The organism is Pseudomonas sp. Fl4BN1, from assembly GCF_009908285.1.
Classification (GTDB): Bacteria; Pseudomonadota; Gammaproteobacteria; order Pseudomonadales; family Pseudomonadaceae; genus Aquipseudomonas.
Genome location: NZ_JAAARM010000025.1, coordinates 1 through 22929, shown reverse-complemented (window position 1 = coordinate 22929; position 22929 = coordinate 1). Strand labels below are relative to the sequence as shown.

Sequence of the window (22929 nt, the reverse complement as noted above, 5' to 3'; positions counted from 1 at the left end):
TTTGAAGTCCTATTGACTCTTTTGCGAGTCATTATGACTTTTCCTGTTTGTAGTCGTAATGACTCATTTCTGTGCGAGTGCCCGGTTTTCCGGGGGCATTGTCCTGGCATGAAAAGTGATTGCTCTACTGGGTCACTGACTGGCCAAGGAGCCCTCACGATGATTCGCTACTGCAATTGGCCGCTGCCTGTGCCGCGTTTGGCTCAATGTCCTGGGGGAGTCTGCTTGTGACTGTGTCTGAACGTTGGCGGCAATGGGCCGCGCAACCGCTGTGGAGCCTGGGCTTCCGGCCGTTTTTCCTCGCTGGCGCCGGGTTCGCCTGCATTGCCCTGGCGGGCTGGGGCCTGTGGCTGCACGGTTGGACCCGCTGGGAACCGGTTGCCGGAATGCTGGCATGGCACCGGCACGAGATGCTGTTCGGTTTCGCCGTGGCGATCATTGCCGGTTTCCTGCTGACCGCAGTGGCCAACTGGACCGGGCGCCCGGGCCTCAGCCGTACGCCGTTGATTCTGTTGTGGCTGGTTTGGCTGCTGGCACGGCTGGCCTGGTGGCTGCCGATGCCGCCGGCGCTGTTTGTGGTGCTGCAACTGGCGTTCGTGCCGTTGCTGGCCGCAGTGGTGGGGCATGAGTTGTGGCGTGCCGGCAAACGTGAAAACTACCCCATGGTGCTGGTGCTGGGATTGCTCGCGGTGTTTCAGGCGCTGGTGATGTGGGGGCTGTTGGGGCAGCACGAGATCTGGCAGCGGCGTGGAGAGTTGGGGGCGCTGTGGCTGGTGGCGACCCTGATGACGGTGATCGGCGGGCGGGTGATTCCGTTTTTCATCCAGCGCGGCCTCAATCTGCCGCCGACCCCTGCGGCGTCGCCCTGGCCAACCCGAGTGCTGTTGATCGGCAGCTTGCTGGCGGCGTTGTCCATGGCCGTCGGCGGCGGTGACGCGCCACGGCCCTGGCTGATGCCTTTGTTTGCCTTGCTGGCGGCCCTGCATTGCTGGCGCTTGTGGCGTTGGCACCAGCCGGGGCTGTGGCGCTTGCCGTTGCTCTGGTCGTTGTACCTGGCGTACCTGTGGCTGGCGCTGGCGACCCTGGGCATGGCGCTCTGGCACCTGGGCTGGCCGCTGCCGCAGAGCCTGGTGACCCATGCCCTGGCAGTGGGCGGCTTGAGCGGGTTGGTGCTGGGCATGGTGGCTCGGGTCAGCCTCGGTCACAGTGGCCGGCCGCTGCAGGTGTCGCGGAGCATGGCGGGTGGTTTTGCGCTGCTGTTCCTGGGGGCTTTGTGTCGGGTCCTGCTGGTGCCGTTCAGTAGCCTGGGGTTGGGGCTTTCGGCACTGCTGGGCGCGTTGGCATTCGCGGTATTCGTTGGCGGCTACGCTCGCATCCTGTTGACGGCGCGGGTCTGAAATTTTCAGTCGTCTGCTGGCCTCCGGACCACATCGTTACCTGCGGGGGGAGCGGTCAAATTGGACTAAGCTTGCGTTCTCAACCGCGAATGGAGTCAGCGATGTTGTATCCAAGCAAACCCAATAATGAGGCCCTGAGGATTCAGACCCTGCGGGAGCTGAACGTCCTCGATACCTCGCCTGAGGAGCGCTTCGACCGCCTGACCCGGCTGGCCAAGCGTCTGTTCAACGTACCCATCGCCCTGGTCAGCCTGGTGGATGCCGAGCGTCAATGGTTCAAGTCCTGCGCGGGCCTGGAGGCCAGCGAAACACCACGGGACATTTCCTTCTGCGGCCACGCGATTCTCGGCGACCAGATCCTCACCGTCTGCGACGCCGAGCTGGATGAGCGTTTCCATGACAACCCGCTGGTGGTGGGTGAACCGGGGATTCGCTTCTACGCCGGTTGCCCGCTGACCGTGCCCAATGGCAGCAAGCTCGGTACCTTGTGCCTGATCGATCTCAAGCCCCGGGACCTGGATGATGAGGACCGTGCGCTGTTGCGGGACCTGGCCCGCATGGCTGAGCAGGAGCTGGCGGCAGTGCAGATGGCCAGCATGGATGAGCTGACCCTGCTGTCCAATCGCCGTGGGTTCGAGGCCCTGGCCCGGCATGCCCTGGGCGTGTGCAAGCGGCTGGAGAAACCGGCGACCCTGCTGTTTTTCGACCTCAACGATTTCAAGCAGATCAACGACACCTACGGTCATGCCGAAGGCGATGCGGCACTCAAGACCTTTGCCGACGTGCTGCGCATCGCCTTTCGCGAGAGCGACGTGATCGGACGCCTGGGCGGGGACGAATTCGTGGCGCTGCTGACTGCCGCCGATCATCTCGAGACTTCGGGGATCGTGAGCCGCCTCGGGGAAATTCTCGATGAGCGTAATGCCACCCTCAAGCGTGGCTATGACATTCGCTTCAGCGTGGGGCAGATCGAATACGACCCGGAGCGCCACGCCGGTATCGAAGAACTGCTGGCCGATGCCGACAAGGCCATGTACCTGCACAAGCAGGCACTGAAGAAAGCCCACTAGGCTTGGGGCGCGAGTCCTTTGCCGACTAATGTGACAGTCGCTTGCCCAGGGCCTGGCCCAGGCTTCATGCCAGGCTGGGCACCTTGGCGCGACGGTTGATGCCTGCGTTGATCAGCAAGCCAACACTGCTCAGGAGCACAAAGCTGATGGCCAGGGTCAACTGCAGGTCATAAGGGCTGAGGTTGACCAGGGCGCTGATCAGCCCGCCGCTGATAAAGATCAGGGTATTGCCCACCGAGGCCGATGTGCCGGCGTAGTCGGCAAACACCTCCATGGCCCTGGAGGTGGCCGCCGGGCGCGCGATGGTGGTGCCTGCGGTGCAGATGATCATGGGTACCAGCACTGTTGCCGGGGTCAGGCCGTACTGGCTCGACAGCAACGCCATGCTCAGCCCGGCGAAGAGAATCAGGTACAGCCCGGTGACGATCTGCGTGGTGGATTGCAGGCGTTTGTTCAGCACCCCCGCGAGGGTGCCGCCCAGGACATAGGCCGCACCATAGAGCAGCAGCATCAGTGAAAACTCATAGCTGCTCATCTGCAGCTGCTCGATGAATATCAGCGGCGAGACCACGATAAAGGAGAAGTGGCAGGCAAACACGATGGCGCAAATGAGCCAGTAGGCCATGAAGCTGAAGTGACTGCAGAGCTGTCGGTAGGCCTTGAAGATCTGGATGCGCTGCGAGGTGAGAGGGACGGGTGGGTTGTCCAGCGATACCAGGGCCCTGAAGAACGCCAGCGCGGCAATGGCACTGAACAGATAGAAGCTGCCTGGCCAGTCCAGCCACTCCTGCAACAGTGTGCCGGCCAGCGGTGAGACGGAAATGCACACCCCACTGGCCGTCACCATGAGGATTCGCAGGCGCTCGCGCTGCTTGCCGATGAACAGGTCCTGGACCAGCGCCTGGGACAGCACGAAACAGCCACAACCCAGCGCCTGGACCAGCCTAAACAGCAGGAAACAAGAGTAGTCCGTGGCCCAGGCGCAGCCCAATGCGCCGATTGTCGAGACCAGCATGCCGGCCAGCAGCAGGCTCTTGCGGCCGAGAGCATCGGACAAGGGGCCAATCAGCAATTGCGAGAGGGAAATGCCGACGGCAAACAGACTGACGGACAAGGCGATGTCCGACGTTGTGGTGCCGAAGTGCCGAGACAAGGAAGGGAAGGAGGGCAGCAGGACGTCAATCGGGAATACACCCAGCATGACCATGGTCATCAGCAGTACCACGGCAGCGAACTTGCTGGTCGCGGGTTGGCAATCCTTTGCTTCAGGCATCGCTAAGTCCTGATTGGTTGAACGTCACGCGGTGGGCATCGCGCTCAAAAAAGCCGCGGCACTTCATCCTTGCACCGGGCCGGGGTTTTGCTCCCGCAAGGCCTTGGGCGGTGCCAGCACTGCCCAAGGCCAGCCAGCGAGGGTTACTCTTCGAGGTTGCCCATGGCGGTGGTGTTGAAGCCGCCGTCAACGTACATGATCTCGCCGCTGATGCCGGATGCCAGGTCCGAGCAGAGGAAGGCGCCGGCGTTGCCGACCTCTTCGATGGTGACGTTGCGCCGCAGCGGGGTTTGCGCTTCGTTGGCTGCCAGCATCTTGCGGAAGTTCTTGATTCCCGAGGCGGCCAGGGTGCGGATCGGCCCGGCGGAGACGGCGTTGACCCGGGTGCCTTCAGGGCCCAGGGAGCCCGCCAGGTAGCGTACGCCGGCTTCCAGGGAGGCCTTGGCCATGCCCATCACGTTGTAGTTGGGCATGGTGCGCTCGGCGCCCAGATAGGACAGGGTCAGCAGGCTGCCGTTGCGGCCCTTCATCAGCTCGCGAGCGGCCTTGGCCAGGGCCACGAAGCTGTAGGCGCTGATGTCGTGGGCAATGCGAAAGCCCTCACGGGTGGTGGCGTCGGTGAAGTCGCCTTCGAGCTGGTCGCCGGGAGCAAAACCCACGGAGTGGACGATGCAGTCCAGGCCGTCCCATTGTTTTCCGAGTTCAGTGAAGACCTGGGCGATCTGCTCGTCGCTGGCCACATCGCAAGGGAAGCACAGTTCGGGGCTTGAGCCCCAGCCTGTGGCGAACTCTTCGACCCGGCCCTTGAGTTTGTCGTTCTGATAAGTGAAGGCCAGCTCGGCGCCTTCACGGTGCATGGCGGCGGCAATGCCGGAGGCGATCGACAGCTTGCTGGCGACACCGACGATCAGCACACGCTTCCCAGCGAGAAAACCCATAGGTTGCTACTCCTGTTGCAGATTATTCGGCGCTTGCCGGAGCCAGGAAGGCGGCTTCCAGCAATTGCCGTGTGTAGGGATGTTGTGGGACGGCAAAGATACTGCGCGCGTCACCCTGTTCCACCACCTGGCCGTGCTTGATCACCATCAACTGGTGGCTCAGGGCCTTGACCACCGCCAGGTCATGGCTGATGAACAAGTAGGTCAGGTTGTATTTGCTCTGCAGCCTGCGCAGCAGTTCCACCACCTGGCGTTGTACGGTGCGATCCAGGGCCGAGGTCGGCTCGTCCAGCAGGATCAGCCGCGGCTTGAGCACCAGGGCTCGGGCGATGGCGATGCGCTGGCGTTGGCCACCGGAAAACTCATGGGGATAGCGGTGCCGGGTTTCCGGGTCCAGTCCCACTTCCTTGAGTGCTTCGATGATCGCGTGTTCCTGCTCCTGTTCGCTGCCTATCTTGTGGATGCGCAAGCCTTCGCCCACGATCTGGCTCACGCTCATGCGCGGGCTGAGGCTGCCATAGGGGTCCTGGAATACCACCTGCATTTCCCGCCGCAGCGGCCGCACCTGTTGCTGGGACAGGGCGTCCAGTTGCTGGCCCTCGAAACGAATCCCGCCCTGGCTGGCAATCAGCCGCAGGATCGCCAGGCCCAGGGTCGACTTGCCCGAGCCGCTTTCACCGACGATGCCCAGGGTCTGGCCCTGGGGCAGGCTGAAGTGGATGCCGTCCACGGCCTTGACGTGATCCACGGTGCTGCGCAGCAGGCCTTTCTTGATCGGGAACCAGACCTTGAGGTTGTCCACTTCCAGCAGCGGCGGGCCGATTTCATTGGTCGCGGGCAGGCCGCTGGGCTCCGCCGCCAGCAGTTCCCGGGTATAGGGATGCTGCGGCGCACGGAACAGATCTTCACAGGCCGCCTGTTCGACGATGCAACCCTTCTGCATGACGCAGACCCGGTGGGCAATGCGCCGCACCAGATTCAGGTCGTGGCTGATCAGCAGCAGCGCCATGCCCAGGCGTGCCTGCAGCTCCTTGAGCAGCTCGAGGATCTTCAACTGCACGGTGACGTCCAGGGCCGTGGTCGGCTCGTCGGCGATCAGCAGCTCTGGCTCGTTGGCCAGGGCCATGGCGATCATCACCCGTTGCCGCTGGCCGCCGGACAGCTCGTGGGGCAGGGCCTTGAGGCGCTTGTGCGGCTCGGGAATGCCCACCAGCTCCAGCAGTTCCAGGGTGCGTTGGGTGGCGACCTTGCCGCTCAAACCCTTGTGGATGCCCAGAACTTCGTTGATCTGCTTCTCGATCGAGTGCAGTGGGTTCAGCGAGGTCATGGGTTCCTGGAAGATCATCGCGATGCGGTTGCCGCGAATATGCCGCAGGCTCTTCTCGCTCAGGGTCAGCAGGTCATGTCCGGAGTAGTTGATGACGCCGGACGGATGTTGGGCCAGGGGGTAGGGCAACAGGCGCAGGATCGAGTGCGCGGTCACCGATTTGCCGGAGCCGCTTTCACCCACCAGGGCCAGGGTTTCACCGCGTTTGATGTCGAAGCTGATGCCTTCCACCACCCGCTGGCGGTGCTCGCCGGCCACGAACTCGACCGCCAGGTCGCGGACTTCGATCAGGTTGTCCTGGGTCATGTCATTTCCTCGGGTCGAAGGCATCACGGGCGGACTCGCCGATGAACACCAGCAGGCTGAGCATCAGCGCCAGCACGGCAAACGCGCTCATGCCCAGCCACGGCGCCTGCAGGTTGGATTTGCCCTGGGCCACCAGTTCTCCCAGGGACGGCGCGCCCGGGGGCAGGCCGAAACCGAGGAAGTCCAGGGCGGTCAGGGTGCCAATGGCGCCAGTGAGGATGAAGGGCATGAAGGTCATGGTGGAGACCATGGCGTTGGGCAGGATGTGGCGAAACATGATGGCGCCGTTCTGCATGCCCAGGGCCCTGGCCGCACGCACGTACTCCAGGTTGCGCCCACGCAGGAACTCGGCGCGCACCACGTCCACCAGGCTCATCCAGGAGAACAGCAGCATGATCCCCAGCAGCCACCAGAAGTTTGGCTGGACGAAGCTGGCGAGGATGATCAGCAGGTAGAGCACCGGCAGCCCGGACCAGATCTCCAGGAAACGCTGGCCCACCAGGTCCACCCAGCCGCCGTAGAAGCCCTGCAGGGCCCCGGCGATGACGCCGATGATGGAACTGAGGATGGTCAGGGTCAGGGCGAACAGCACCGACACGCGAAAGCCGTAGATCACCCGCGCCAGGACATCGCGGCCCTGGTCGTCGGTGCCCAGCAGATTGTCCGCCGAGGGTGGTGCCGGCGCTGGTACGCGCAGGTCGTAGTTGATGCTCTGGTAGCTGAAGGGAATCGGCGCCCAGAGCACCCAGGCGTCCTTCTGCGCCAGCAACTCGCGGATGTAGGGGCTCTTGTAGTTGGCTTCCAGGGGGAACTCGCCGCCGAAGGTGGTTTCCGGATAGCGCTTGAGCGCCGGGAAGTACCAGCCGCCTTCGTAGTGCACCACCAGCGGCTTGTCGTTGGCGATCAGCTCGGCGCCCAGGCTCAGGATGAACAGCACCAGGAACAGCCACAGCGACCACCAGCCGCGCTTGTTGGCCTTGAAGCGCTCGAAGCGCCGGCGATTGAGGGGGGACAGGTTCATCTCAATGCTCCCGGCTGTCGAAGTCGATGCGTGGGTCCACCAGGGTGTAGGTCAGGTCGCCGATCAGCTTCACCACCAGCCCCAGCAGGGTGAAGATGAACAGCGTGCCGAACACCACCGGGTAGTCGCGGTTGATCGCCGCTTCGAAGCTCATCAGGCCCAGGCCGTCGAGGGAGAAGATCACTTCCACCAGCAGGGAGCCGGTGAAGAAGATACCGATGAAGGCCGAGGGGAAACCGGCGATCACCAGCAGCATGGCGTTGCGGAACACATGGCCGTAGAGCACCCGGCGCTGGGTCAGGCCCTTGGCCTTGGCGGTGACCACGTATTGCTTGTTGATCTCGTCGAGGAAGCTGTTCTTGGTCAGCAGGGTCATGGTGGCGAAGTGGCCGATCACCAGGGCGGTGACCGGCAGTGCCAGGTGCCAGAAGTAATCGAGGATCTTGCGGCCCCAGCTCAGCTGGTCGAAGTCGTTGGAGGTCAGGCCGCGCAAGGGGAACCAGTTGAAGTAGCTGCCGCCGGCGAACACCACGATCAGCAGGATGGCGAACAGGAAGGCCGGGATCGCGTAACCGACAATGATCGCCGAGCTGGTCCAGACGTCGAAGTGGCTGCCATGGCGGGTGGCCTTGGCGATCCCCAGGGGGATCGACACCAGGTACATGATCAGGGTGCTCCACAACCCCAGGGAGATCGACACCGGGAATTTTTCCTTGATCAGGTCCACCACCTTGGCGTCACGGAAGAAACTGTTGCCGAAATCCAGGGTGGCGTAGTTCTTGATCATGATCCACAGGCGTTCCGGCGCCGACTTGTCGAAGCCGTACATGTGCTCGATTTCCTTGATCAGGGCCGGGTCCAGGCCCTGGGCGCCGCGGTAGCTGGAGCCGGCCACCGAGACTTCGGCGCCACCGCCGGCGATGCGGCTGGTGGCGCCTTCGAAACCCTCGAGCTTGGCGATCATCTGTTCCACCGGGCCACCGGGGGCGGCCTGGATGATCACGAAGTTGATCAGCAGGATGCCCAGCAGGGTGGGGATGATCAGCAGCAGGCGGCGAACGATATAGGCCAGCATCTCAATACACCGTTTCGGCCGGGGCCGCCTGGTTGTCCGCAGCCGGATCCACGGCCGGCTTGGCGCCGGGCTTGATCCACCAGGTGTTGATGCCGATGTCGTATTTGGGCGCGACTTGCGGGTGGCCGATATGGTCCCAGTAGGCTACGCGCCAGGTCTTGATGTGCCAGTTGGGGATCACGTAGTAGCCCCATTGCAGGACTCGGTCCAGGGCGCGGGCGTGGGCTACCAGGCTCGTGCGCGAGTCGGCGTTGATCAGGCTTTCCACCAGGCTGTCGATGGCCGGGTCCTTGAGGCCGATGTAGTTGCGGCTACCGGGCTTGTCGGCGCTGGAGGACATCCAGAACTCTCGTTGCTCGTTACCCGGGGAGTTGGATTGCGGGAAGCTGCCGACGATCATGTCGAAGTCCCGCGAGCGCACCCGGGTGATGTATTGGGACACGTCGACCCGACGGATCACCAGATCGATCCCCAGGTCGCTGAGGTTGCGCTTGAACGGCAGCAGCACGCGTTCGAACTCGGTCTGGGCCAGGAGGAACTCGATCACTAGCGGTTTGCCCTGGGCGTCCACCATCTTGTCGTCGACGATGTGCCAGCCGGCTTCCTGCAGCAACTGGTAGGCGCGCCGCTGCTGGGCGCGGATCATGCCGCTGCCGTCGCACACCGAGGGGGAGAATGCCTCGTTGAACACCTGTTGGGGAATCTTCTCTCGCAGCGGTTCGAGGATGGCCAGCTCCTCAGGCCCTGGCAGGCCGGTGGCGGCCATTTCCGAATTCTCGAAGTAGCTGCGGGTACGGGTGTAGGCCCCGTTGAACAGCTGCTTGTTGCTCCACTCGAAGTCCAGCAGCAGGCTCAGGGCATGGCGCACCCGCACATCCTGGAACATCGGGCGCCGGGTGTTGAAGACAAAACCCTGCATGCCGGTGGGGTTGCCGTTGGCGATCTGTTCCTTGATCAGTCGGCCCTGGGCCACGGCGGGGGTGTTGTAGGCGTTGGCCCAGTTCTTCGCACTCATTTCCAGCCAGTAGTCGAACTGGCCGGCCTTGAGGGCTTCCAGGGCCACCGTGTTATCGCGGTAGTAGTCGCTGGTAATGGTGTCGAAGTTGTAGAAGCCGCGATTGACCGGCAGGTCCTTGGCCCAGTAGTCCTTGACCCGCTCGTAGCGGATCGAGCGCCCGGCCTTGACCTCGCTCACCCGGTAGGGGCCGCTGCCCAGGGGCACTTCCAGGTTGCTCTTGGCAAAGTCCCGGTGTTCCCACCAGTGCTTGGGCAGGATGGTCAACTGGCCGAGGATCAGCGGCAACTCGCGGTTGTTGTTGTGCTTGAACTTGAACAGCACCCGCAGCGGGTCTTCGGCAATCACCTGGTCGACGTCGGCGTAGTAACCGCGGTACAGCGGCGAGCCGGCGCTCATCAGGGTCTGGAAGCTGAACACCACATCCTCGGCTCGCAGCGGCTGGCCGTCGTTGAAGCGGGCCTCGGGCCGCAGGTAGAAGCGCACCCAGCTATTGTCCGCGGCCTTCTCGATCTTGCCCGCCACCAGTCCGTATTCGGTGAACGGCTCATCCAGGCTCTGGGCCATCAGGGTGTCGTAGATCAGGCCGATATTGAGCTCGGGCACGCCCTTGCTGATGAACGGGTTGAGGCTGTCGAAACTGCCAAAACCGGCCATGCGGAAGGTCCCGCCCTTGGGCGCATCCGGGTTGACGAAGCCGAAGTTCTGGAAGTTCTCCGGGTACTTCGGCGCCTCGCCGTAGAGGGTCAGGGCATGTTGTGGCGCAGCCTGGGCACAGCAGGCGATGACGCCGAACAACAAGCCGCTGGTGCGCAGGAACAGGGCACGCAAAGGCATCATTGGGTGTTCTCCAAAGACTTCAGCCACCAGGCATTGAGCCCCAGGTTGTAGGGCGGCGTGGTGACGAAGGCGAACCGGTTACGGTAGGCCAGGCGGTGATAATTGAGGTACCAGTTAGGAATCATGTAGTGCTGCCACAGCAGCACCCGGTCCAGGGCCCGACCGGCAGCCAGCTGCTCGTCGCGACTCTGGGCCGCCAGCAGTTGCTCCAGCAGGTGATCGACCACCGGGTGATTGATGCCAGCGTAGTTCTTGCTGCCCTTGACCCCGACCTGGCTGGAGTGGAAGTACTGCCATTGCTCCAGTCCCGGGCTCAGGGTCTGGTTGAGGGTCATGAGGATCATGTCGTAGTCGAACTGATCCAGGCGTTGCTTGTACTGCGCCCGGTCCACGGTGCGCAGGCGGGCATCGATGCCGATGCTGGCCAGGTTCTCCACATAGGGTTGGAGAATCCGTTCCAGGTTGGGGTTGACCAGCATCAACTCGAAGCGCAGGGGTTGTCCGGCGCTGTTCTGCAGGCGCTGGCCGTTGAGCTTCCAGCCAGCCTCGGCGAGCAGGCCCAGGGCCCGGCGCAGGGTCTCCCTGGGGATGCCGCGGCCGTCCGTGCGGGACAGGCTGAAGGCCTGGCTGAAGAGGGCGGCCGGCAGTTGCTCGCGATAGGGCGAGAGCAGGAGCCATTCGTGGCCCACCGGCACTCCGGTGGCGGAGAACTCGCTATTGGGGTAGTAGCTCAGGGCACGCTGGTAGGCGCCGCTGAACAGGGTGCGGTTGGTCCACTCGAAGTCGAACATCATGCCCAGCGCTTCGCGCACCCGCATGTCGGCGAAGGTGCTGCGCCGGGTGTTCATGAACAGGCCCTGGGTCTGGGTCGGAATCTGGTGCGCGACCTGGGCCTTGATCACATCGCCACGATTGACCGCCGGGAAGTTGTAGCCGTTGGCCCAGTTTTTCGCCTGGTGCTCGATGTAGATGTCGAACTCACCGGCCTTGAAGGCTTCGAAGGCGACGTCGCTGTCGCGGTAGAATTCCACCTCGACCCGATCGAAATTGTTGAAGCCGCGGTTGACCGGTAAATCCTTGCCCCAGTAGTCCTTCACTCGTTCGAAAAGCAGTTGGCGCCCGGGCTGCACCTGGCTGATGCGATAGGGGCCGCTGCCCAGGGGCGGGGTGAAGGTGGTGGCCTTGAAGTCGCGGTCTTTCCAGTAGTGCTGGGGCAGCACAGGCAGTTCGCCCAGGCGCAGGATCAGCAGGGGGTTGCCGGCGCGCTTGAATACGAAGCGGATGCGTTGCGGGCCGAGGATGTCCACCCGCTGCACTTCTTGCAGGTTGGTGCGGTATTGCGGATGGCCCTCCTTGAGCAGCAGGCGGTAGGAAAACGCCACGTCGTAGGCCGTGATCGGTTTGCCGTCGTGGAAGCGTGCTTCGGGGCGCAGGTTGAACACCACCCAACTGCGGTCCTCGCTGTATTCCACGGAGCGGGCGATCAAGCCGTAGCTGGAAGTGGGTTCGTCGCCAGAAGGCGCGTAGAGGCCGGTGCCGACCATCAACGGCTCATTCAGCTCGTTGACCCCGTACTGCAGGAAGTTCGGCGTGGTGATCGGGCTGGTGCCCTTGAAGGTGTAGGGGTTGAGGGTGTCGAAGGTGCCAAAGGCCATGACCCGCAAGGTGCCGCCCTTGGGCGCCACGGGATTGACCCAGTCGAAGTGGGTGAATTTTGTCGGGTACTTGAGCGTGCCAAACTGCGCATAACCATGACTTTCAGTGATCGTTGCGCTTGCAGGAAAGCTCAAGGCCAGACTGATGAAGAGCAGAAGGAGGGGACGCATCGAGTCAGAGATCCGATCCAGGCGACTTGGGCTTTGTGCTCCGTACAGTAACAGCTTGTATCCGCAGGAAAAAGCTCGCTTGCGCAGGCGTTGCGCAATTCCCTTGAGGGGGGCGGTAAAGGCTTGGAAAGGTCTTGCAGGAGCCGGCTTGCCAGCGAACCAGCGGTGCAGCCGCCTGGGTGCTTCGTGGTTCGCCGGCCAGCCAGCGGCTACAGGCTCAAGACCTTAATGCGACAGGTAGACGGTGAGCATCTGGCCTGGTTTGAGGGCTTGGGCGGCACGCGGGTTCCAGCGCTTGAGGTGCTGCATTTCAACGTTGAAACGCTTGGCCACCATATACAGCGAGTCGCCTTGCTTGACCTTGTACTGGGTCGACTTCTTTTTCCCGCTGCTGGCCACGCTGGTTTTCTTGCTGGCGACCTTGCGGGTGTCCTGCATGACCAGGGTCTGGCCGACCTTGAGATTCTTGCCGCTGAGCTTGTTCCAGCGTTGCAGGTCCTGGACGTCGACCTTGTTGGCCTTGGCGATCAGCGTCAGATTGTCGCCGTTCTTGACCCGATACAGACGCTTGGGCCGCAGCGAGTCACGTCCGTCATCGCGGTCGAACACCGGCTTGAGGGAGCGCTTGCTGATCAGCTCTTCAGGTTTCATCGTGGACAGGCTGGTGGTCAGCAGCTGTGCCTTGGAGGTGGGTACCAAGAGGTGTTGCGGGCCATCGATGGTGGTGCGCTGCTTGAACGCCGGGTTGAGCTGGAACAGCTCGTCCTCGTCAATGTTGGCCACCGCCGCGACCTTGGACAGGTCCATGCGCTGGTTGATTTCCACCACCTGGAAGTAGGGTTCGTTGGCAATCGGGTTGAGATTGACGCCGTAGGCTTCCGGGGTCAGTACCACCTGGGACAAGGCCAGCAGCTTGGGCACGTAAGCCTGGGTTTCTGCCGGCAGCGGCAGGTTCCAGTAGTCGGTGGGCAGGCCGAGCTTCTCGTTGCGCTCGATGGCCCGGCTCACGGTGCCTTCGCCGGCGTTGTAGGCCGCGAGTGCCAGTAGCCAGTCGCCGTTGAACATATCGTGCAGGCGGCTCAGGTAGTCCATGGCCGCGGTGGTCGAGGCGGTGATGTCGCGGCGGCCATCGTAGAAACGGGTCTGGCGCAGGTTGAAGTAGCGGCCGGTGGCCGGGACGAATTGCCACAGGCCCGCTGCATCGGCCCGGGAATAGGCCATCGGGTTGTAGGCGCTTTCGATCACTGGCAGCAAGGCCAGTTCCAGCGGCATGTTGCGCTCTTCGAGGCGCTCGACGATGTAGTGGATATACAAGCTGCCGCGCTCGCCGGCGTTTTCCAGGAAGGAAGGGTTGCTGGCGAACCACAGGCGTTGTTGTTCAATACGCGGGTTGACGCCCAGGCCGTCTTGCAGTTGGAACCCCTGGCGCATGCGTTCCCAGACGTCCTGGGAAACTTGCGGGCTGGGTTCTTTGCTCAGCCAGATGGGTTTTTGCTTGATGCGGGCGTTGAAATTCTGGGTGTGTGTCGCGTCGCTCTGCGGGGCATGGCCGGTGCTTTGGCAGCCCGCAAGAGTCGCTGACACAGCTACCGCGATGGCCTGGGCCAAGCGCGTCAATGCGTCCGAACTGATGGAATAACGAATAGATGACGACATTGGCTGGAAGTAAGTTCCGGGCAAAAATGTCGGGCGATTCTAGGAAGCACCCGGGGTGCGGTCAACCATTCAGAATTTCTGTACCAATCGATAGCCTGCTTAGAACTTATCTTTCCAGGCTCTCAGGGCCGCAAAAACCGCACTCTGCGACGGGTTATCCTGGCCGGTCCGTTCGTCCGCTTTTTGTTTAACAGATGTTTCGCCGGTGCGTAAAAAAGGGTTGGTCAGCTTCTCCAGGGCCAGGGTCGACGGCAGGCTCATCTGCCCGTGCTCACGCATCTGGGTGACCTTCTCCAGGCGCTGGGCGATGTCCGGATTGCTCGGCTCGACCGCCTGGGCGAAGCGCAGGTTGCTCAGGGTGTATTCGTGGGTGCAATAGATCAGGGTGTCGTCCGGCAGCGCGGCGAGGCGGCCGAGGGACTGATGCATCTGTTGCGCCGTGCCTTCGAACAGGCGCCCACAACCGGCGGCGAACAGCGTGTCGCCGCAGAACAGCAGCCCGTGGTGGTAATAGGCGATATGCCCCAGGGTATGGCCGGGCACGGCGAACACCTCGAAGTCCCAGCCGAGGATGCTGGCGCGGTCGTTGTCGTCCAGGGCCACGTCGCGGCCGGGGATCTTTTCCCGTGCCGGGCCGTACACCGTGGCACCGCTGTGTTGCTTCAGGCGTTCGACGCCGCCGACGTGATCGTGGTGATGGTGGGTGATCAGAATGTCGCTGAGCACCCAGCCCGGGTGCTGTTCCAGCCAGGTCAGCACCGGTGCCGCATCCCCCGGGTCGACCACTGCGCAGCGTTGGCTGCGGTGATCCTGTAACAACCAGATGTAGTTATCGGTGAAGGCGGGCAGGGCACTGATCTGTATCATCGTCGAATTCGCCAAGCGGAAAACAATGGCGCATCTTAGAGCTTCTTGGCGTGTTGGAGAATGCAATGACCGATAAAGCCTTCGCTCAGGCAGATCCCGACTGGCTGGCCCTGATCAGTGCTGCCCGGGACTGGTTGTCCGGCCCCATTGGGCAACTCCTGCTGGATGAAGAGCGGCGCATGCTTGAAGAAGAGCTTGGGCGCTTCTTCGGTGGCTACCTGGTGCACTACGGGCCTTCGGCGCAAACCCCGCCGTCGGCGCCCCAGGTGCAGCGCAATGTACGGCTGGGTGCGCCGTTGCCCGGGGTCGAGATTGTCTGCGAGGAACAGGCCTGGCCCTTGAGCGAGCACGCTGCCGACGTGGTGGTGCTGCAGCACGGCCTGGACTTCTGCCTGTCGCCTCACGGCCTGTTGCGAGAGGCGGCCAGCAGCGTGCGTCCTGGTGGCCACTTGTTGATTATCGGGATCAACCCCTGGAGCACCTGGGGCTTGCGCCATGTCTTCGCCCATGATGCTTTGCGCCAGGCTCGCTGCATTGCCCCGTCGCGGGTCGGCGACTGGCTCAACCTGCTGGGCTTTGCGCTGGAGAAACGCCGCTTCGGGTGCTATCGTCCGCCGCTTGCGTCGCCAGCATGGCAGGCGCGACTGGCGGGCTGGGAGCGCCGGGCTGGACGCTGGCAACTGTCCGGTGGCGGCTTCTATCTGCTGGTGGCGCGCAAGATTGCCGTGGGCCTGCGTCCGGTCCGCCAGGTGCGGCGCGAACCGATGGGCAAGCTGGTGCCGCTGCCCATGGCCAAGGTCAATCGGCGTAACAGCGAACCCTGATGACCTGTCGAAACCCTCTTTATATAAACCCGGCCGAGCCTCTCGGCCTTGGGCCTTGCCGATTCCGTTCGGCTGGGTCATGGCAATTTTTTGATGGAAGGCGTGAATGAGCGATAGCGTGGAAATCTTTACCGACGGCGCCTGCAAGGGTAATCCCGGCCCGGGTGGCTGGGGCGCATTGCTGGTGTGCAAGGGGATCGAGAAAGAACTCTGGGGTGGCGAGGCCAACACCACCAACAATCGCATGGAGCTGATGGCAGCGATTCGCGGCCTGGAAGAACTCAAGCGTGAGTGCGATGTGTTGCTGGTCACCGACTCGCAGTATGTGATGAAGGGCATCAACGAGTGGATGGCCAACTGGAAGAAGCGCGGCTGGAAGACCGCCGCCAAGGAGCCGGTGAAGAACGCCGATCTGTGGCAGCAACTGGATGAGCAGGTCAACCGCCACAACGTCACCTGGAAATGGGTGCGCGGCCACACCGGCCATCACGGCAACGAGCGGGCCGACCAGCTGGCCAACCGCGGCGTCGACGAGGTCCGCGGCTACAAGCAGCCCTGATGCCCTGAGCGGGCAGTCAGTGGCAAGGCAGCGGCCGTTCGAGCCGCTGCTTCATGTCCCCCATCGCCCGGGGCGAATCCACCAGCACGGCATCGATCTTCAGGCAGGCGGCCGCCTGATAGTCCTCGACGGTATTGATGCCGATCGCCAGCATGCGCACCTGGCCCTTCGATTGAAAGCAATCCACCGCGACGGGCGTCCACAGCCGGGCATCGACCCGGGAGCGGGCTTCGCCCAGGGTGAAGCTCTCGACCAACTGCACCGAGCGCCGGTACTCGAAGGCCACCCAAGTGCCTGGAGCGGGCGGCGCGCTGCAGCTGTGGGCGAGGGCTACGCTGGCCAGGCGATCCCGGGTGCTGTCCCTGGATTCGAACAGCCGGGCCTGGGGATAGGCCGCGAAAGCCTGCTGGTAGCTGGCATCGGTGGAATAGATCAGCACCCGGTCCCAGGCCTGCAACTGCTCCAGCAACCGGGCGACGGCCAGGGCCTGGGGAGCGGCCGGCAAGGCCTTCATGTCGAGAATCACCGGTACCGAGTCGGGGATCGCCGCCAGCGCCTGACGCAATGATGGCAGGCTCACTGGCTGGTCGCGGTAGGGATATGTCACCTGGCCATTGGCCGCTGTCTGCCGGAAGTTCCAGCCGGCGTTCAGCGCCTGCAACTGCGCCAGGGTGTGTTCGTTGACCGCGCCGCGGGCCTGGGTATTGGCGCTCAGGTCCGGGGGTCGGTACAGCACCGGCACGCCATCGCGGCTTAGTTGCACCGTCAGCCAAAGCATGTCGGCGCCATTGCGCAAGGCGTTGTCGATGGCCAGCAGGGTGTTCTCGGGAAAGTCCGCGGCGCCGCCACGATGGGCGACGATCAGCGGCCGTTGTCCGGTGTTGCTGTCGGTGGTTGGAGGGGAAGAACAGCCACTGATGCCGGCCAGGGCCAGTAACAGAGGGAGCATCTGTCGAGTCACGAACATGGGCGGACGGTTCCTGGGCATGAGGGCAAGGCCGGGTATCGCCCGTGCGCCTGAGTGAGGCCGTACGGTAGCGCAATGGCCTGGCTCATATAAAGAAACGCCGGGTGTGCGAGACGAATTAGCCCCGTTGGCTGTCAGGAGGCGGCAGGCTCAGAGCGCGAGCATGGCGCTGGCCAGTTGCAGGTCGGTATGGGGCACGGCGCCGAGCCCCTGGCGAATGTGCTGCAGGGCGGCTTCCAGCCGGGCGCTGCGGATCTCGCCGGCGCTGGCGACAAAGGCCGCGGCATCGGTCCTGGCGGCGAGCACGAGTTTGTCGTCCTTGAATGAACTGCTGGCTTTGGAGCTGCCTTGGGTTGAACTCAGGGTCAGGCTCATGCTGATGTCGGTGCTGATCACCAGGGCGCTGGCCTGGGCGAACTCGGCGAACAGGCAGGCACAGAGCACACAGGCCAGTCGGGTTTTGCTGGGGGGCATGGTTGGGCAGGGTCCGTGGAAAATATCGTCGGGCACCCTAGCGCTTTGCTGTGGGAGGAACTGCATGAGCTTTGCGAAGGATTGTTAAAAACTGCGCAGGTTGTTGCCGGTCGAATCGGCCATGCGCGTCATGCCGCCAGAGCGTGCTAAAATCCCGCGCTTTGAAACACTTCCACCGTTGAGAGCTGACCACTGATGGCCACCAGATCTGTTGTACTCGATACCGAAACCACCGGTATGCCGGTGACCGACGGTCACCGGATCATTGAAATCGGCTGCGTCGAGTTGCTCGGTCGGCGCCTGACCGGGCGGCACTTTCACGTTTACCTGCAACCGGATCGCGAGAGCGATGAGGGCGCCATCGGCGTCCACGGCATCACCAACGAATTCCTGGTGGGCAAGCCGCGTTTCGCCGAAGTCGCCGACGAGTTCTTCGACTTTATCCAGGGCGCGCAGCTGATCATCCACAACGCGGCGTTCGACGTTGGCTTCATCAACAACGAATTCGCCTTGATGGGCCAGCACGAGCGGGCCGACATCACCCAGCACTGCAGCATCCTCGACACCCTGATGATGGCCCGTGAGCGCCATCCGGGGCAGCGCAACAGCCTGGATGCCCTGTGCAAACGCTACGGCGTCGACAACTCCGGCCGTGAACTGCACGGCGCCTTGCTCGACTCCGAGATCCTGGCCGACGTCTACCTGACCATGACCGGCGGGCAGACCAGCCTGTCCCTGGCGGGCAATGCCTCGGACGGCGATGGCATGGGCCGGGCTTCGGAGATCCGCCGCTTGTCTGCCGATCGCCCACATGGCCGGATCATCCAGGCCAGCGCAGCGGAGCTGGCCGAGCACCAGGCTCGCTTGGAGATCATCGCCAAGTCTGCCGGCGCCCCGGCGTTGTGGACCCAGTTGCTTGAAGCCCAGCAGTAAACCATGTGCGGCTTCTGTAGCCGCCAATTGTCCCTGAGCGACGTTTTCTTACACCCTCTCCTTGCCCGGGGTGACACGAAGCGCTCGGAGCTTCTACCCTGAGTTGATTGGCGGGGCCAACCCGCTGCCTCAGGACGTCCAGCCCCATGTATAAAGACCTGCAGTTTCCGATCCTGATCGTGCATCGCGACATCAAGGCCGATACGGTCGCTGGGGATCGGGTACGGGGCATCGTCCAGGAGCTGGAGAAGGACGGATTCAGCATCTTTTCCGCGGTGAACTACGCCGAAGGACGGTTGGTAGCCTCCACTCATCACGGCCTGGCCTGCATGCTGATCGCCGCTGAAGGCGCCGGGGAAAATACCCATCTGCTGCAGAACATGGTGGAGCTGATCCGCCTGGCCCGAGTGCGTGCGCCACTGTTGCCGATCTTCGCCCTGGGGGAGCAGATGACCCTGGAAAACGCCCCCGCCGATGCCATGAGCGAGCTCAACCAGTTGCGGGGCATTCTCTACCTGTTCGAAGACACGGTGCCATTCCTGGCCCGGCAAGTGGCCCGGGCCGCGCGCAATTACCTCGATGGCCTGCTGCCGCCGTTCTTCAAGGCGCTGGTGCAGCACACTGCCGACTCCAACTATTCCTGGCACACCCCGGGGCACGGCGGTGGCGTGGCGTATCGCAAGAGCCCGGTGGGGCAGGCATTTCATCAGTTCTTCGGCGAAAACACCTTGCGTTCGGACCTGTCGGTGTCGGTTCCAGAGCTGGGCTCGCTGCTGGATCACACCGGCCCCCTGGCCGAGGCCGAGGCCCGGGCAGCGCGCAACTTTGGCGCCGATCACACCTTCTTCGTGATCAATGGCACTTCCACCGCCAACAAGATCGTCTGGCACTCGATGGTTGGCCGCGATGACCTGGTGCTGGTGGACCGCAACTGCCACAAGTCGGTGCTGCACTCGATCATCATGACCGGGGCGGTTCCCCTGTACCTGTGTCCTGAGCGCAACGAGTTGGGGATCATCGGGCCGATTCCCCTGAGCGAGTTCAGCCCGGAGTCGATCCAGGCCAAGATCGACGCCAACCCTCTGACCCGTGGCCGGGCGCCCAAGGTCAAGTTGGCGGTGGTCACCAACTCGACCTACGACGGCTTGTGCTACAACGCCGAGCTGATCAAGCAAAGCCTGGGCAACAGCGTCGAGGTGCTGCACTTCGACGAGGCCTGGTATGCCTATGCGGCCTTTCACGAGTTTTTCGCCGGGCGCTACGGCATGGGCACTTCGCGTTCGGCCGATAGCCCCCTGGTGTTCACCACCCATTCCACTCACAAGCTGTTGGCGGCCTTCAGCCAGGCGTCGATGATCCATGTCCAGGACGGCGGCGCCCGGCAGCTGGACCGGGATCGCTTCAACGAAGCCTTCATGATGCATATCTCGACGTCGCCGCAGTACAGCATCATTGCCTCCCTGGATGTGGCCTCGGCGATGATGGAAGGGCCGGCGGGGCGCTCGCTGTTGCAGGAGATGTTCGATGAGGCCCTGAGCTTCCGACGCGCCCTGGCCAATCTGCGGCAGAACATTGCGGCGGATGACTGGTGGTTCTCGATCTGGCAGCCGGAGCGGGTCGAAGGCATCGATCAGGTACGCACCGGCGACTGGCTGCTGGAGCCCGAAGGCGAGTGGCACGGCTTTGCCGGTGTCACCGACGACTACGTATTGCTTGACCCGATCAAGGTCACCCTGGTGATGCCGGGACTTACCGCAGGCGGGGCCCTGAGCGAGCACGGGACTCCTGCGGCGGTGGTCAGCAAGTTCCTCTGGGAACGCGGGCTGGTGGTGGAGAAGACCGGGCTGTATTCGTTCCTGGTGCTGTTCTCCATGGGCATTACCAAGGGCAAGTGGAGCACGCTGCTCACCGAATTGCTGGAGTTCAAGCGCAACTACGACGCCAATGCCAGCCTCGCCAACTGCCTGCCCAGCGTGGCTGGCCAGGCCCCAGTGCGGTATCAGGGCATGGGCCTGCAGGACCTGTGCGACCAGTTGCACGCCTGCTACCGCAGCAACGCCACGGCCAAGCACCTCAAGCGCATGTACACGGTGTTGCCGGAGGTGGCGATGAAGCCTGCCGACGCCTACGACCACCTGGTGCGTGGCGAGGTGGAGGCGGTGTCCATCGATCAATTGCAGGGTCGTATTGCCGCGGTGATGCTGGTGCCGTATCCGCCGGGCATTCCGCTGATCATGCCCGGCGAGCGCTTTACCGAGTCGACTCGCTCGATCATCGACTACCTGGCGTTTGCCCGGGCATTTGACCGCAGCTTCCCGGGGTTCGTCGCCGATGTGCACGGGCTGCAACATGACGATCAGGGCGATGGGCGGCAGTACACCGTCGATTGTGTGAAAGCGTGAGGAGTTTTCCAGCCCTGCAACCCGCGGTGAATCCAAAGCATCCGGGCCTGGCGATCCGCGTCGCTGACGAGGGGTTTGCCGCCTATGTATGGGGCAGTGATTTCAGTTTCGAGGTCAGCGCCTATGCCGAGGCCGAGCGTGGCCTGGCGGTGGCTGACTGGCCGTTGCGCAAGATCGTGCCGTATCGCAAATGCTATGGCATTGATCCGGAGGAGTTCGGCAGCTATCGCAACGCTCCGGGCAGCGAGATTTTCATGGCCTATCTCGATGACCAGCCGGTGGGTCATCTGGTGGTCAGCACCAACTGGAACGGTTACGGGCACGTCGACGAACTGGCGGTGCATGTGCCGGCGCGGCGCCATGGGGTGGCCAAGGCGTTGCTTGAGGTGGCGCAGTTCTGGAGCCGCAAGAAGCAGTTGCCGGGCGTGATGCTCGAGACCCAGAACAACAATCTGGGGGCCTGTCGCCTGTACGAGCGCTGCGGCTATGTGGTGGGAGGCGTGGATCACCTGCGTTATCGCGGCATCGACCCGCAGACCGGCGAGGTGGCGATCTTCTGGTACCGGCTGTTTGCCGAGGAGCCCCAGCAAGCCACGCTTTAACCGGCCAGCAGCGCCTCGGCCTGTTCGGTCAGCAACTCCAGCAGGGTGTTGAGCAGGGGCGAGGTGTCGCCGCCGCTGCGTCGCAGGGCATACAGGGTGACGCCAATGGGCGGTGACAATGGGCAGACATCGAGCCCTGCGATACGCGCACCGACAGCGGTAAAGGGATCGACGACGGCCAGCCCTTCACCGGCCTCCACCAGGCTGCGCATCATCTGATAGGTCTGCACCCGGGTCTGGATCACTGGGCTGGGGCGCAGATTCTGCAACTTGCTGGCGAGGATCACGCTCAGCGGATCTTGGCCTTCCAGGCCGACCATGGCCTGGCCGGCCAAATCTTGCAGGGCCACGTATTTCTGCTTCGCCTGCAGCCAGCCATGGGGCGCCAGCAGGAACAGCTTGCCCTGGGCCAGCGGCTGACAGTGGATGTCCGGGTGTTCAGGGTCATGCAGGCTCAGGCCCAGATCGCAGTCACGCAGCAGCAGGCTGTTGACCATATCCCGGGTGCTTTGGCTGAGGAGGCTGCAGGGGGTGTCGGTGAAACGCCGACGCAGGGCGGCAATGCATTGGGGCAGCAGTTGCTGGACCAGAGGCGCAGTGCCGACAATGCGCAAGGGTGGCGCCTGGTGAAACCTCAGGCTGTCGGCCAGGCGTTGCAGGGGGTCGAAGGCGTCATACACTCGGGTGATCGCCGGTTGCAACTCACGGGCTTCGCGAGTGGCTTGCAAGCGCCCGCGGACACTGGCAAACAGCATGAATCCCAACTGGCTTTCAGCATCGCGCAGCACGGCTTCGACCTCGGCCACCGAGAGTTGCAGCAACTCGGCGGCGGTTCCCAGGTGAGCGGTTTGCAGAAGCGCCTGAATCACCTCGATATGACGTAAACGCATGCTTGAAGTCCATCTCCAGCCGTTGAAGAGTCAAGCATCGATCCTACCTCAAGTGCAGGCCGGGAATCTGTAGCGGCTGCCGCAGGGCTGCGAAGGCGCTTTAGCAAGCGTGAGATCACCGCGACCGTTGCACTCGATCGCAGCGGGCGCACAACGTTGCCCGGCATGATCTCTCAAGCGCCACCCGATGCCTGTCGCCGTTACGGCGATCGGCTTGGGCGACACTTCAACGAAGCGGGCGTGAAAACAGACCACAGGGTGTATCAGGATCACTCGGTCACATAAGTCTCGGGTTCACGGACGATGGTTATATCCGACTGCACCAGCAAAAACTGGTTGTCATCGAGCTTCTTGACCCGGTCGCCAATGGCCAGACGGTAAGTGGTCACCGGCTCCGAGCCGGTCGCGCTGTCCTCCGAGGGCATGGATTCCTGGAATTCGTGTACTGAGTACACCCGTCCCTCGGCATCTCTTGCATGGAATTGTCCGACAAGTACTGCTGCCATCTTTTAGAGCCTCTGGAGATAAAACACACAAATTTCGGTGCTGTAGACCCGGCGGGTGCAGGGTAAGTTTTGCCCGGTGAAAAAAATAATCGGTCGGTGCCAATGGTCTCATCCCGGGCTGCAACGGGCTGCAGGGTTTATGCGGGGAAATGGGTTGGGTG

20 protein-coding genes are annotated in these 22929 nt (G+C 63.1%); 7 read left to right on the top strand and 13 right to left on the bottom strand.

Annotation, left to right across the window (positions count from 1 at the left end; genetic code table 11):
• Nucleotides 1-206 precede the first annotated feature (206 nt).
• Nucleotides 207-1397 (top strand): NnrS family protein, encoded by a 1191-nt coding sequence (locus GV818_RS23810; protein ID WP_178125089.1) that lies wholly within the window; start codon nucleotides 207-209, stop codon nucleotides 1395-1397.
• 101 nt (nucleotides 1398-1498) lie between these two features.
• Nucleotides 1499-2467 (top strand): GGDEF domain-containing protein, encoded by a 969-nt coding sequence (locus GV818_RS23805; protein WP_161756265.1) that lies wholly within the window; start codon nucleotides 1499-1501, stop codon nucleotides 2465-2467.
• A gap of 64 nt (nucleotides 2468-2531) precedes the next feature.
• Here GV818_RS23805 and GV818_RS23800 read toward each other — a convergent pair whose 3' ends face one another.
• From GV818_RS23800 to gloB, 9 genes are all read right to left on the bottom strand, one after another.
• On the bottom strand, nucleotides 2532-3740 hold the full coding sequence (locus GV818_RS23800; protein ID WP_161777700.1) for an MFS transporter: 1209 nt from the start codon (nucleotides 3738-3740) through the stop codon (nucleotides 2532-2534).
• Between the two features lie 143 nt (nucleotides 3741-3883).
• Nucleotides 3884-4678 carry an enoyl-ACP reductase FabI gene (gene fabI / locus GV818_RS23795; protein ID WP_161777699.1) on the bottom strand — a complete coding sequence of 265 codons (795 nt, stop codon included), beginning with the start codon at nucleotides 4676-4678 and terminating at the stop codon, nucleotides 3884-3886.
• Nucleotides 4679-4700: 22 nt separating this feature from the next.
• Entirely contained in the window at nucleotides 4701-6311 is a 1611-nt protein-coding gene (locus GV818_RS23790) for an ABC transporter ATP-binding protein (protein WP_161777698.1), read from the bottom strand.
• 1 nt (nucleotide 6312) lies between these two features.
• Nucleotides 6313-7332 carry an ABC transporter permease gene (locus GV818_RS23785; protein WP_161756269.1) on the bottom strand — a complete coding sequence of 340 codons (1020 nt, stop codon included), beginning with the start codon at nucleotides 7330-7332 and terminating at the stop codon, nucleotides 6313-6315.
• Between the two features lies 1 nt (nucleotide 7333).
• Nucleotides 7334-8407, bottom strand: a complete 1074-nt coding sequence (locus tag GV818_RS23780; RefSeq protein WP_161756270.1) for a microcin C ABC transporter permease YejB — start codon at nucleotides 8405-8407, stop codon at nucleotides 7334-7336.
• Between the two features lies 1 nt (nucleotide 8408).
• Nucleotides 8409-10262, bottom strand: coding sequence for an extracellular solute-binding protein (locus tag GV818_RS23775; protein WP_161777697.1), 1854 nt, complete (start codon nucleotides 10260-10262; stop codon nucleotides 8409-8411).
• Complete coding sequence (locus GV818_RS23770) at nucleotides 10259-12088, bottom strand: extracellular solute-binding protein (protein ID WP_161777696.1); 1830 nt, start codon at nucleotides 12086-12088, stop codon at nucleotides 10259-10261. The genes GV818_RS23775 and GV818_RS23770 overlap by 4 nt, the downstream gene beginning before the upstream one ends.
• A gap of 225 nt (nucleotides 12089-12313) precedes the next feature.
• Nucleotides 12314-13744, bottom strand: a complete 1431-nt coding sequence (locus tag GV818_RS23765; protein ID WP_161756273.1) for a transglycosylase SLT domain-containing protein — start codon at nucleotides 13742-13744, stop codon at nucleotides 12314-12316.
• 99 nt (nucleotides 13745-13843) lie between these two features.
• Nucleotides 13844-14611, bottom strand: coding sequence for a hydroxyacylglutathione hydrolase (gene gloB, locus GV818_RS23760; protein WP_161777695.1), 768 nt, complete (start codon nucleotides 14609-14611; stop codon nucleotides 13844-13846).
• A gap of 65 nt (nucleotides 14612-14676) precedes the next feature.
• Here gloB and GV818_RS23755 point away from each other — a divergent pair, with 65 nt between their 5' ends.
• Entirely contained in the window at nucleotides 14677-15435 is a 759-nt protein-coding gene (locus tag GV818_RS23755; protein WP_161756275.1) for a methyltransferase domain-containing protein, read from the top strand.
• 106 nt (nucleotides 15436-15541) lie between these two features.
• The gene (gene rnhA, locus GV818_RS23750; protein WP_161756276.1) at nucleotides 15542-15994 is read left to right on the top strand and encodes a ribonuclease HI; all 453 of its coding nucleotides are present in this window, start codon (nucleotides 15542-15544) and stop codon (nucleotides 15992-15994) included.
• Between the two features lie 16 nt (nucleotides 15995-16010).
• On the opposite strand, the gene GV818_RS23745 is transcribed toward rnhA, so the two are convergent.
• The gene (locus tag GV818_RS23745; protein WP_161777694.1) at nucleotides 16011-16961 is read right to left on the bottom strand and encodes a glycerophosphodiester phosphodiesterase family protein; all 951 of its coding nucleotides are present in this window, start codon (nucleotides 16959-16961) and stop codon (nucleotides 16011-16013) included.
• A 150-nt stretch (nucleotides 16962-17111) separates the two neighbouring features.
• Complete coding sequence (locus GV818_RS23740) at nucleotides 17112-17435, bottom strand: DUF2388 domain-containing protein (RefSeq protein ID WP_161756278.1); 324 nt, start codon at nucleotides 17433-17435, stop codon at nucleotides 17112-17114.
• A 195-nt stretch (nucleotides 17436-17630) separates the two neighbouring features.
• Between GV818_RS23740 and dnaQ the strand changes: the two genes are divergently transcribed.
• From dnaQ to GV818_RS23725, 3 genes are all read left to right on the top strand, one after another.
• Nucleotides 17631-18368 (top strand): DNA polymerase III subunit epsilon, encoded by a 738-nt coding sequence (gene dnaQ / locus GV818_RS23735; protein ID WP_161756279.1) that lies wholly within the window; start codon nucleotides 17631-17633, stop codon nucleotides 18366-18368.
• A 146-nt stretch (nucleotides 18369-18514) separates the two neighbouring features.
• Complete coding sequence (locus tag GV818_RS23730) at nucleotides 18515-20770, top strand: Orn/Lys/Arg decarboxylase N-terminal domain-containing protein (protein ID WP_161777693.1); 2256 nt, start codon at nucleotides 18515-18517, stop codon at nucleotides 20768-20770.
• Between the two features lie 14 nt (nucleotides 20771-20784).
• The gene (locus GV818_RS23725) at nucleotides 20785-21372 is read left to right on the top strand and encodes a GNAT family N-acetyltransferase (protein WP_161777731.1); all 588 of its coding nucleotides are present in this window, start codon (nucleotides 20785-20787) and stop codon (nucleotides 21370-21372) included.
• Here the strand turns inward: GV818_RS23725 and GV818_RS23720 are convergent.
• Together GV818_RS23720 and GV818_RS23715 are read right to left on the bottom strand one after the other, a co-directional pair.
• On the bottom strand, nucleotides 21369-22262 hold the full coding sequence (locus GV818_RS23720; protein WP_161777692.1) for a LysR family transcriptional regulator: 894 nt from the start codon (nucleotides 22260-22262) through the stop codon (nucleotides 21369-21371). The genes GV818_RS23725 and GV818_RS23720 overlap by 4 nt on opposite strands.
• 269 nt (nucleotides 22263-22531) lie before the next feature.
• Nucleotides 22532-22768 carry a hypothetical protein gene (locus GV818_RS23715; protein ID WP_161756282.1) on the bottom strand — a complete coding sequence of 79 codons (237 nt, stop codon included), beginning with the start codon at nucleotides 22766-22768 and terminating at the stop codon, nucleotides 22532-22534.
• Nucleotides 22769-22929 lie beyond the last annotated feature (161 nt).

Excerpts from the sequence above, each read along its gene's own strand:
- dnaQ (WP_161756279.1), top strand. The coding sequence starts at position 17,631 with ATGGCCACCAGATCTGTTGTACTCGATACCGAAACCACCGGTATGCCG.
- fabI (WP_161777699.1), bottom strand. The coding sequence starts at position 4,678 with ATGGGTTTTCTCGCTGGGAAGCGTGTGCTGATCGTCGGTGTCGCCAGC.
- GV818_RS23765 (WP_161756273.1), bottom strand. The coding sequence starts at position 13,744 with ATGTCGTCATCTATTCGTTATTCCATCAGTTCGGACGCATTGACGCGC.
- GV818_RS23805 (WP_161756265.1), top strand. The coding sequence starts at position 1,499 with ATGTTGTATCCAAGCAAACCCAATAATGAGGCCCTGAGGATTCAGACC.
- GV818_RS23745 (WP_161777694.1), bottom strand. The coding sequence starts at position 16,961 with ATGTTCGTGACTCGACAGATGCTCCCTCTGTTACTGGCCCTGGCCGGC.
- GV818_RS23775 (WP_161777697.1), bottom strand. The coding sequence starts at position 10,262 with ATGATGCCTTTGCGTGCCCTGTTCCTGCGCACCAGCGGCTTGTTGTTC.
- GV818_RS23740 (WP_161756278.1), bottom strand. The coding sequence starts at position 17,435 with ATGCCCCCCAGCAAAACCCGACTGGCCTGTGTGCTCTGTGCCTGCCTG.
- gloB (WP_161777695.1), bottom strand. The coding sequence starts at position 14,611 with ATGATACAGATCAGTGCCCTGCCCGCCTTCACCGATAACTACATCTGG.
- GV818_RS23770 (WP_161777696.1), bottom strand. The coding sequence starts at position 12,088 with ATGCGTCCCCTCCTTCTGCTCTTCATCAGTCTGGCCTTGAGCTTTCCT.
- GV818_RS23780 (WP_161756270.1), bottom strand. The coding sequence starts at position 8,407 with ATGCTGGCCTATATCGTTCGCCGCCTGCTGCTGATCATCCCCACCCTG.
- rnhA (WP_161756276.1), top strand. The coding sequence starts at position 15,542 with ATGAGCGATAGCGTGGAAATCTTTACCGACGGCGCCTGCAAGGGTAAT.
- GV818_RS23755 (WP_161756275.1), top strand. The coding sequence starts at position 14,677 with ATGACCGATAAAGCCTTCGCTCAGGCAGATCCCGACTGGCTGGCCCTG.
- GV818_RS23720 (WP_161777692.1), bottom strand. The coding sequence starts at position 22,262 with ATGCGTTTACGTCATATCGAGGTGATTCAGGCGCTTCTGCAAACCGCT.
- GV818_RS23810 (WP_178125089.1), top strand. The coding sequence starts at position 207 with ATGTCCTGGGGGAGTCTGCTTGTGACTGTGTCTGAACGTTGGCGGCAA.
- GV818_RS23715 (WP_161756282.1), bottom strand. The coding sequence starts at position 22,768 with ATGGCAGCAGTACTTGTCGGACAATTCCATGCAAGAGATGCCGAGGGA.
- GV818_RS23800 (WP_161777700.1), bottom strand. The coding sequence starts at position 3,740 with ATGCCTGAAGCAAAGGATTGCCAACCCGCGACCAGCAAGTTCGCTGCC.
- GV818_RS23785 (WP_161756269.1), bottom strand. The coding sequence starts at position 7,332 with ATGAACCTGTCCCCCCTCAATCGCCGGCGCTTCGAGCGCTTCAAGGCC.
- GV818_RS23730 (WP_161777693.1), top strand. The coding sequence starts at position 18,515 with ATGTATAAAGACCTGCAGTTTCCGATCCTGATCGTGCATCGCGACATC.
- GV818_RS23790 (WP_161777698.1), bottom strand. The coding sequence starts at position 6,311 with ATGACCCAGGACAACCTGATCGAAGTCCGCGACCTGGCGGTCGAGTTC.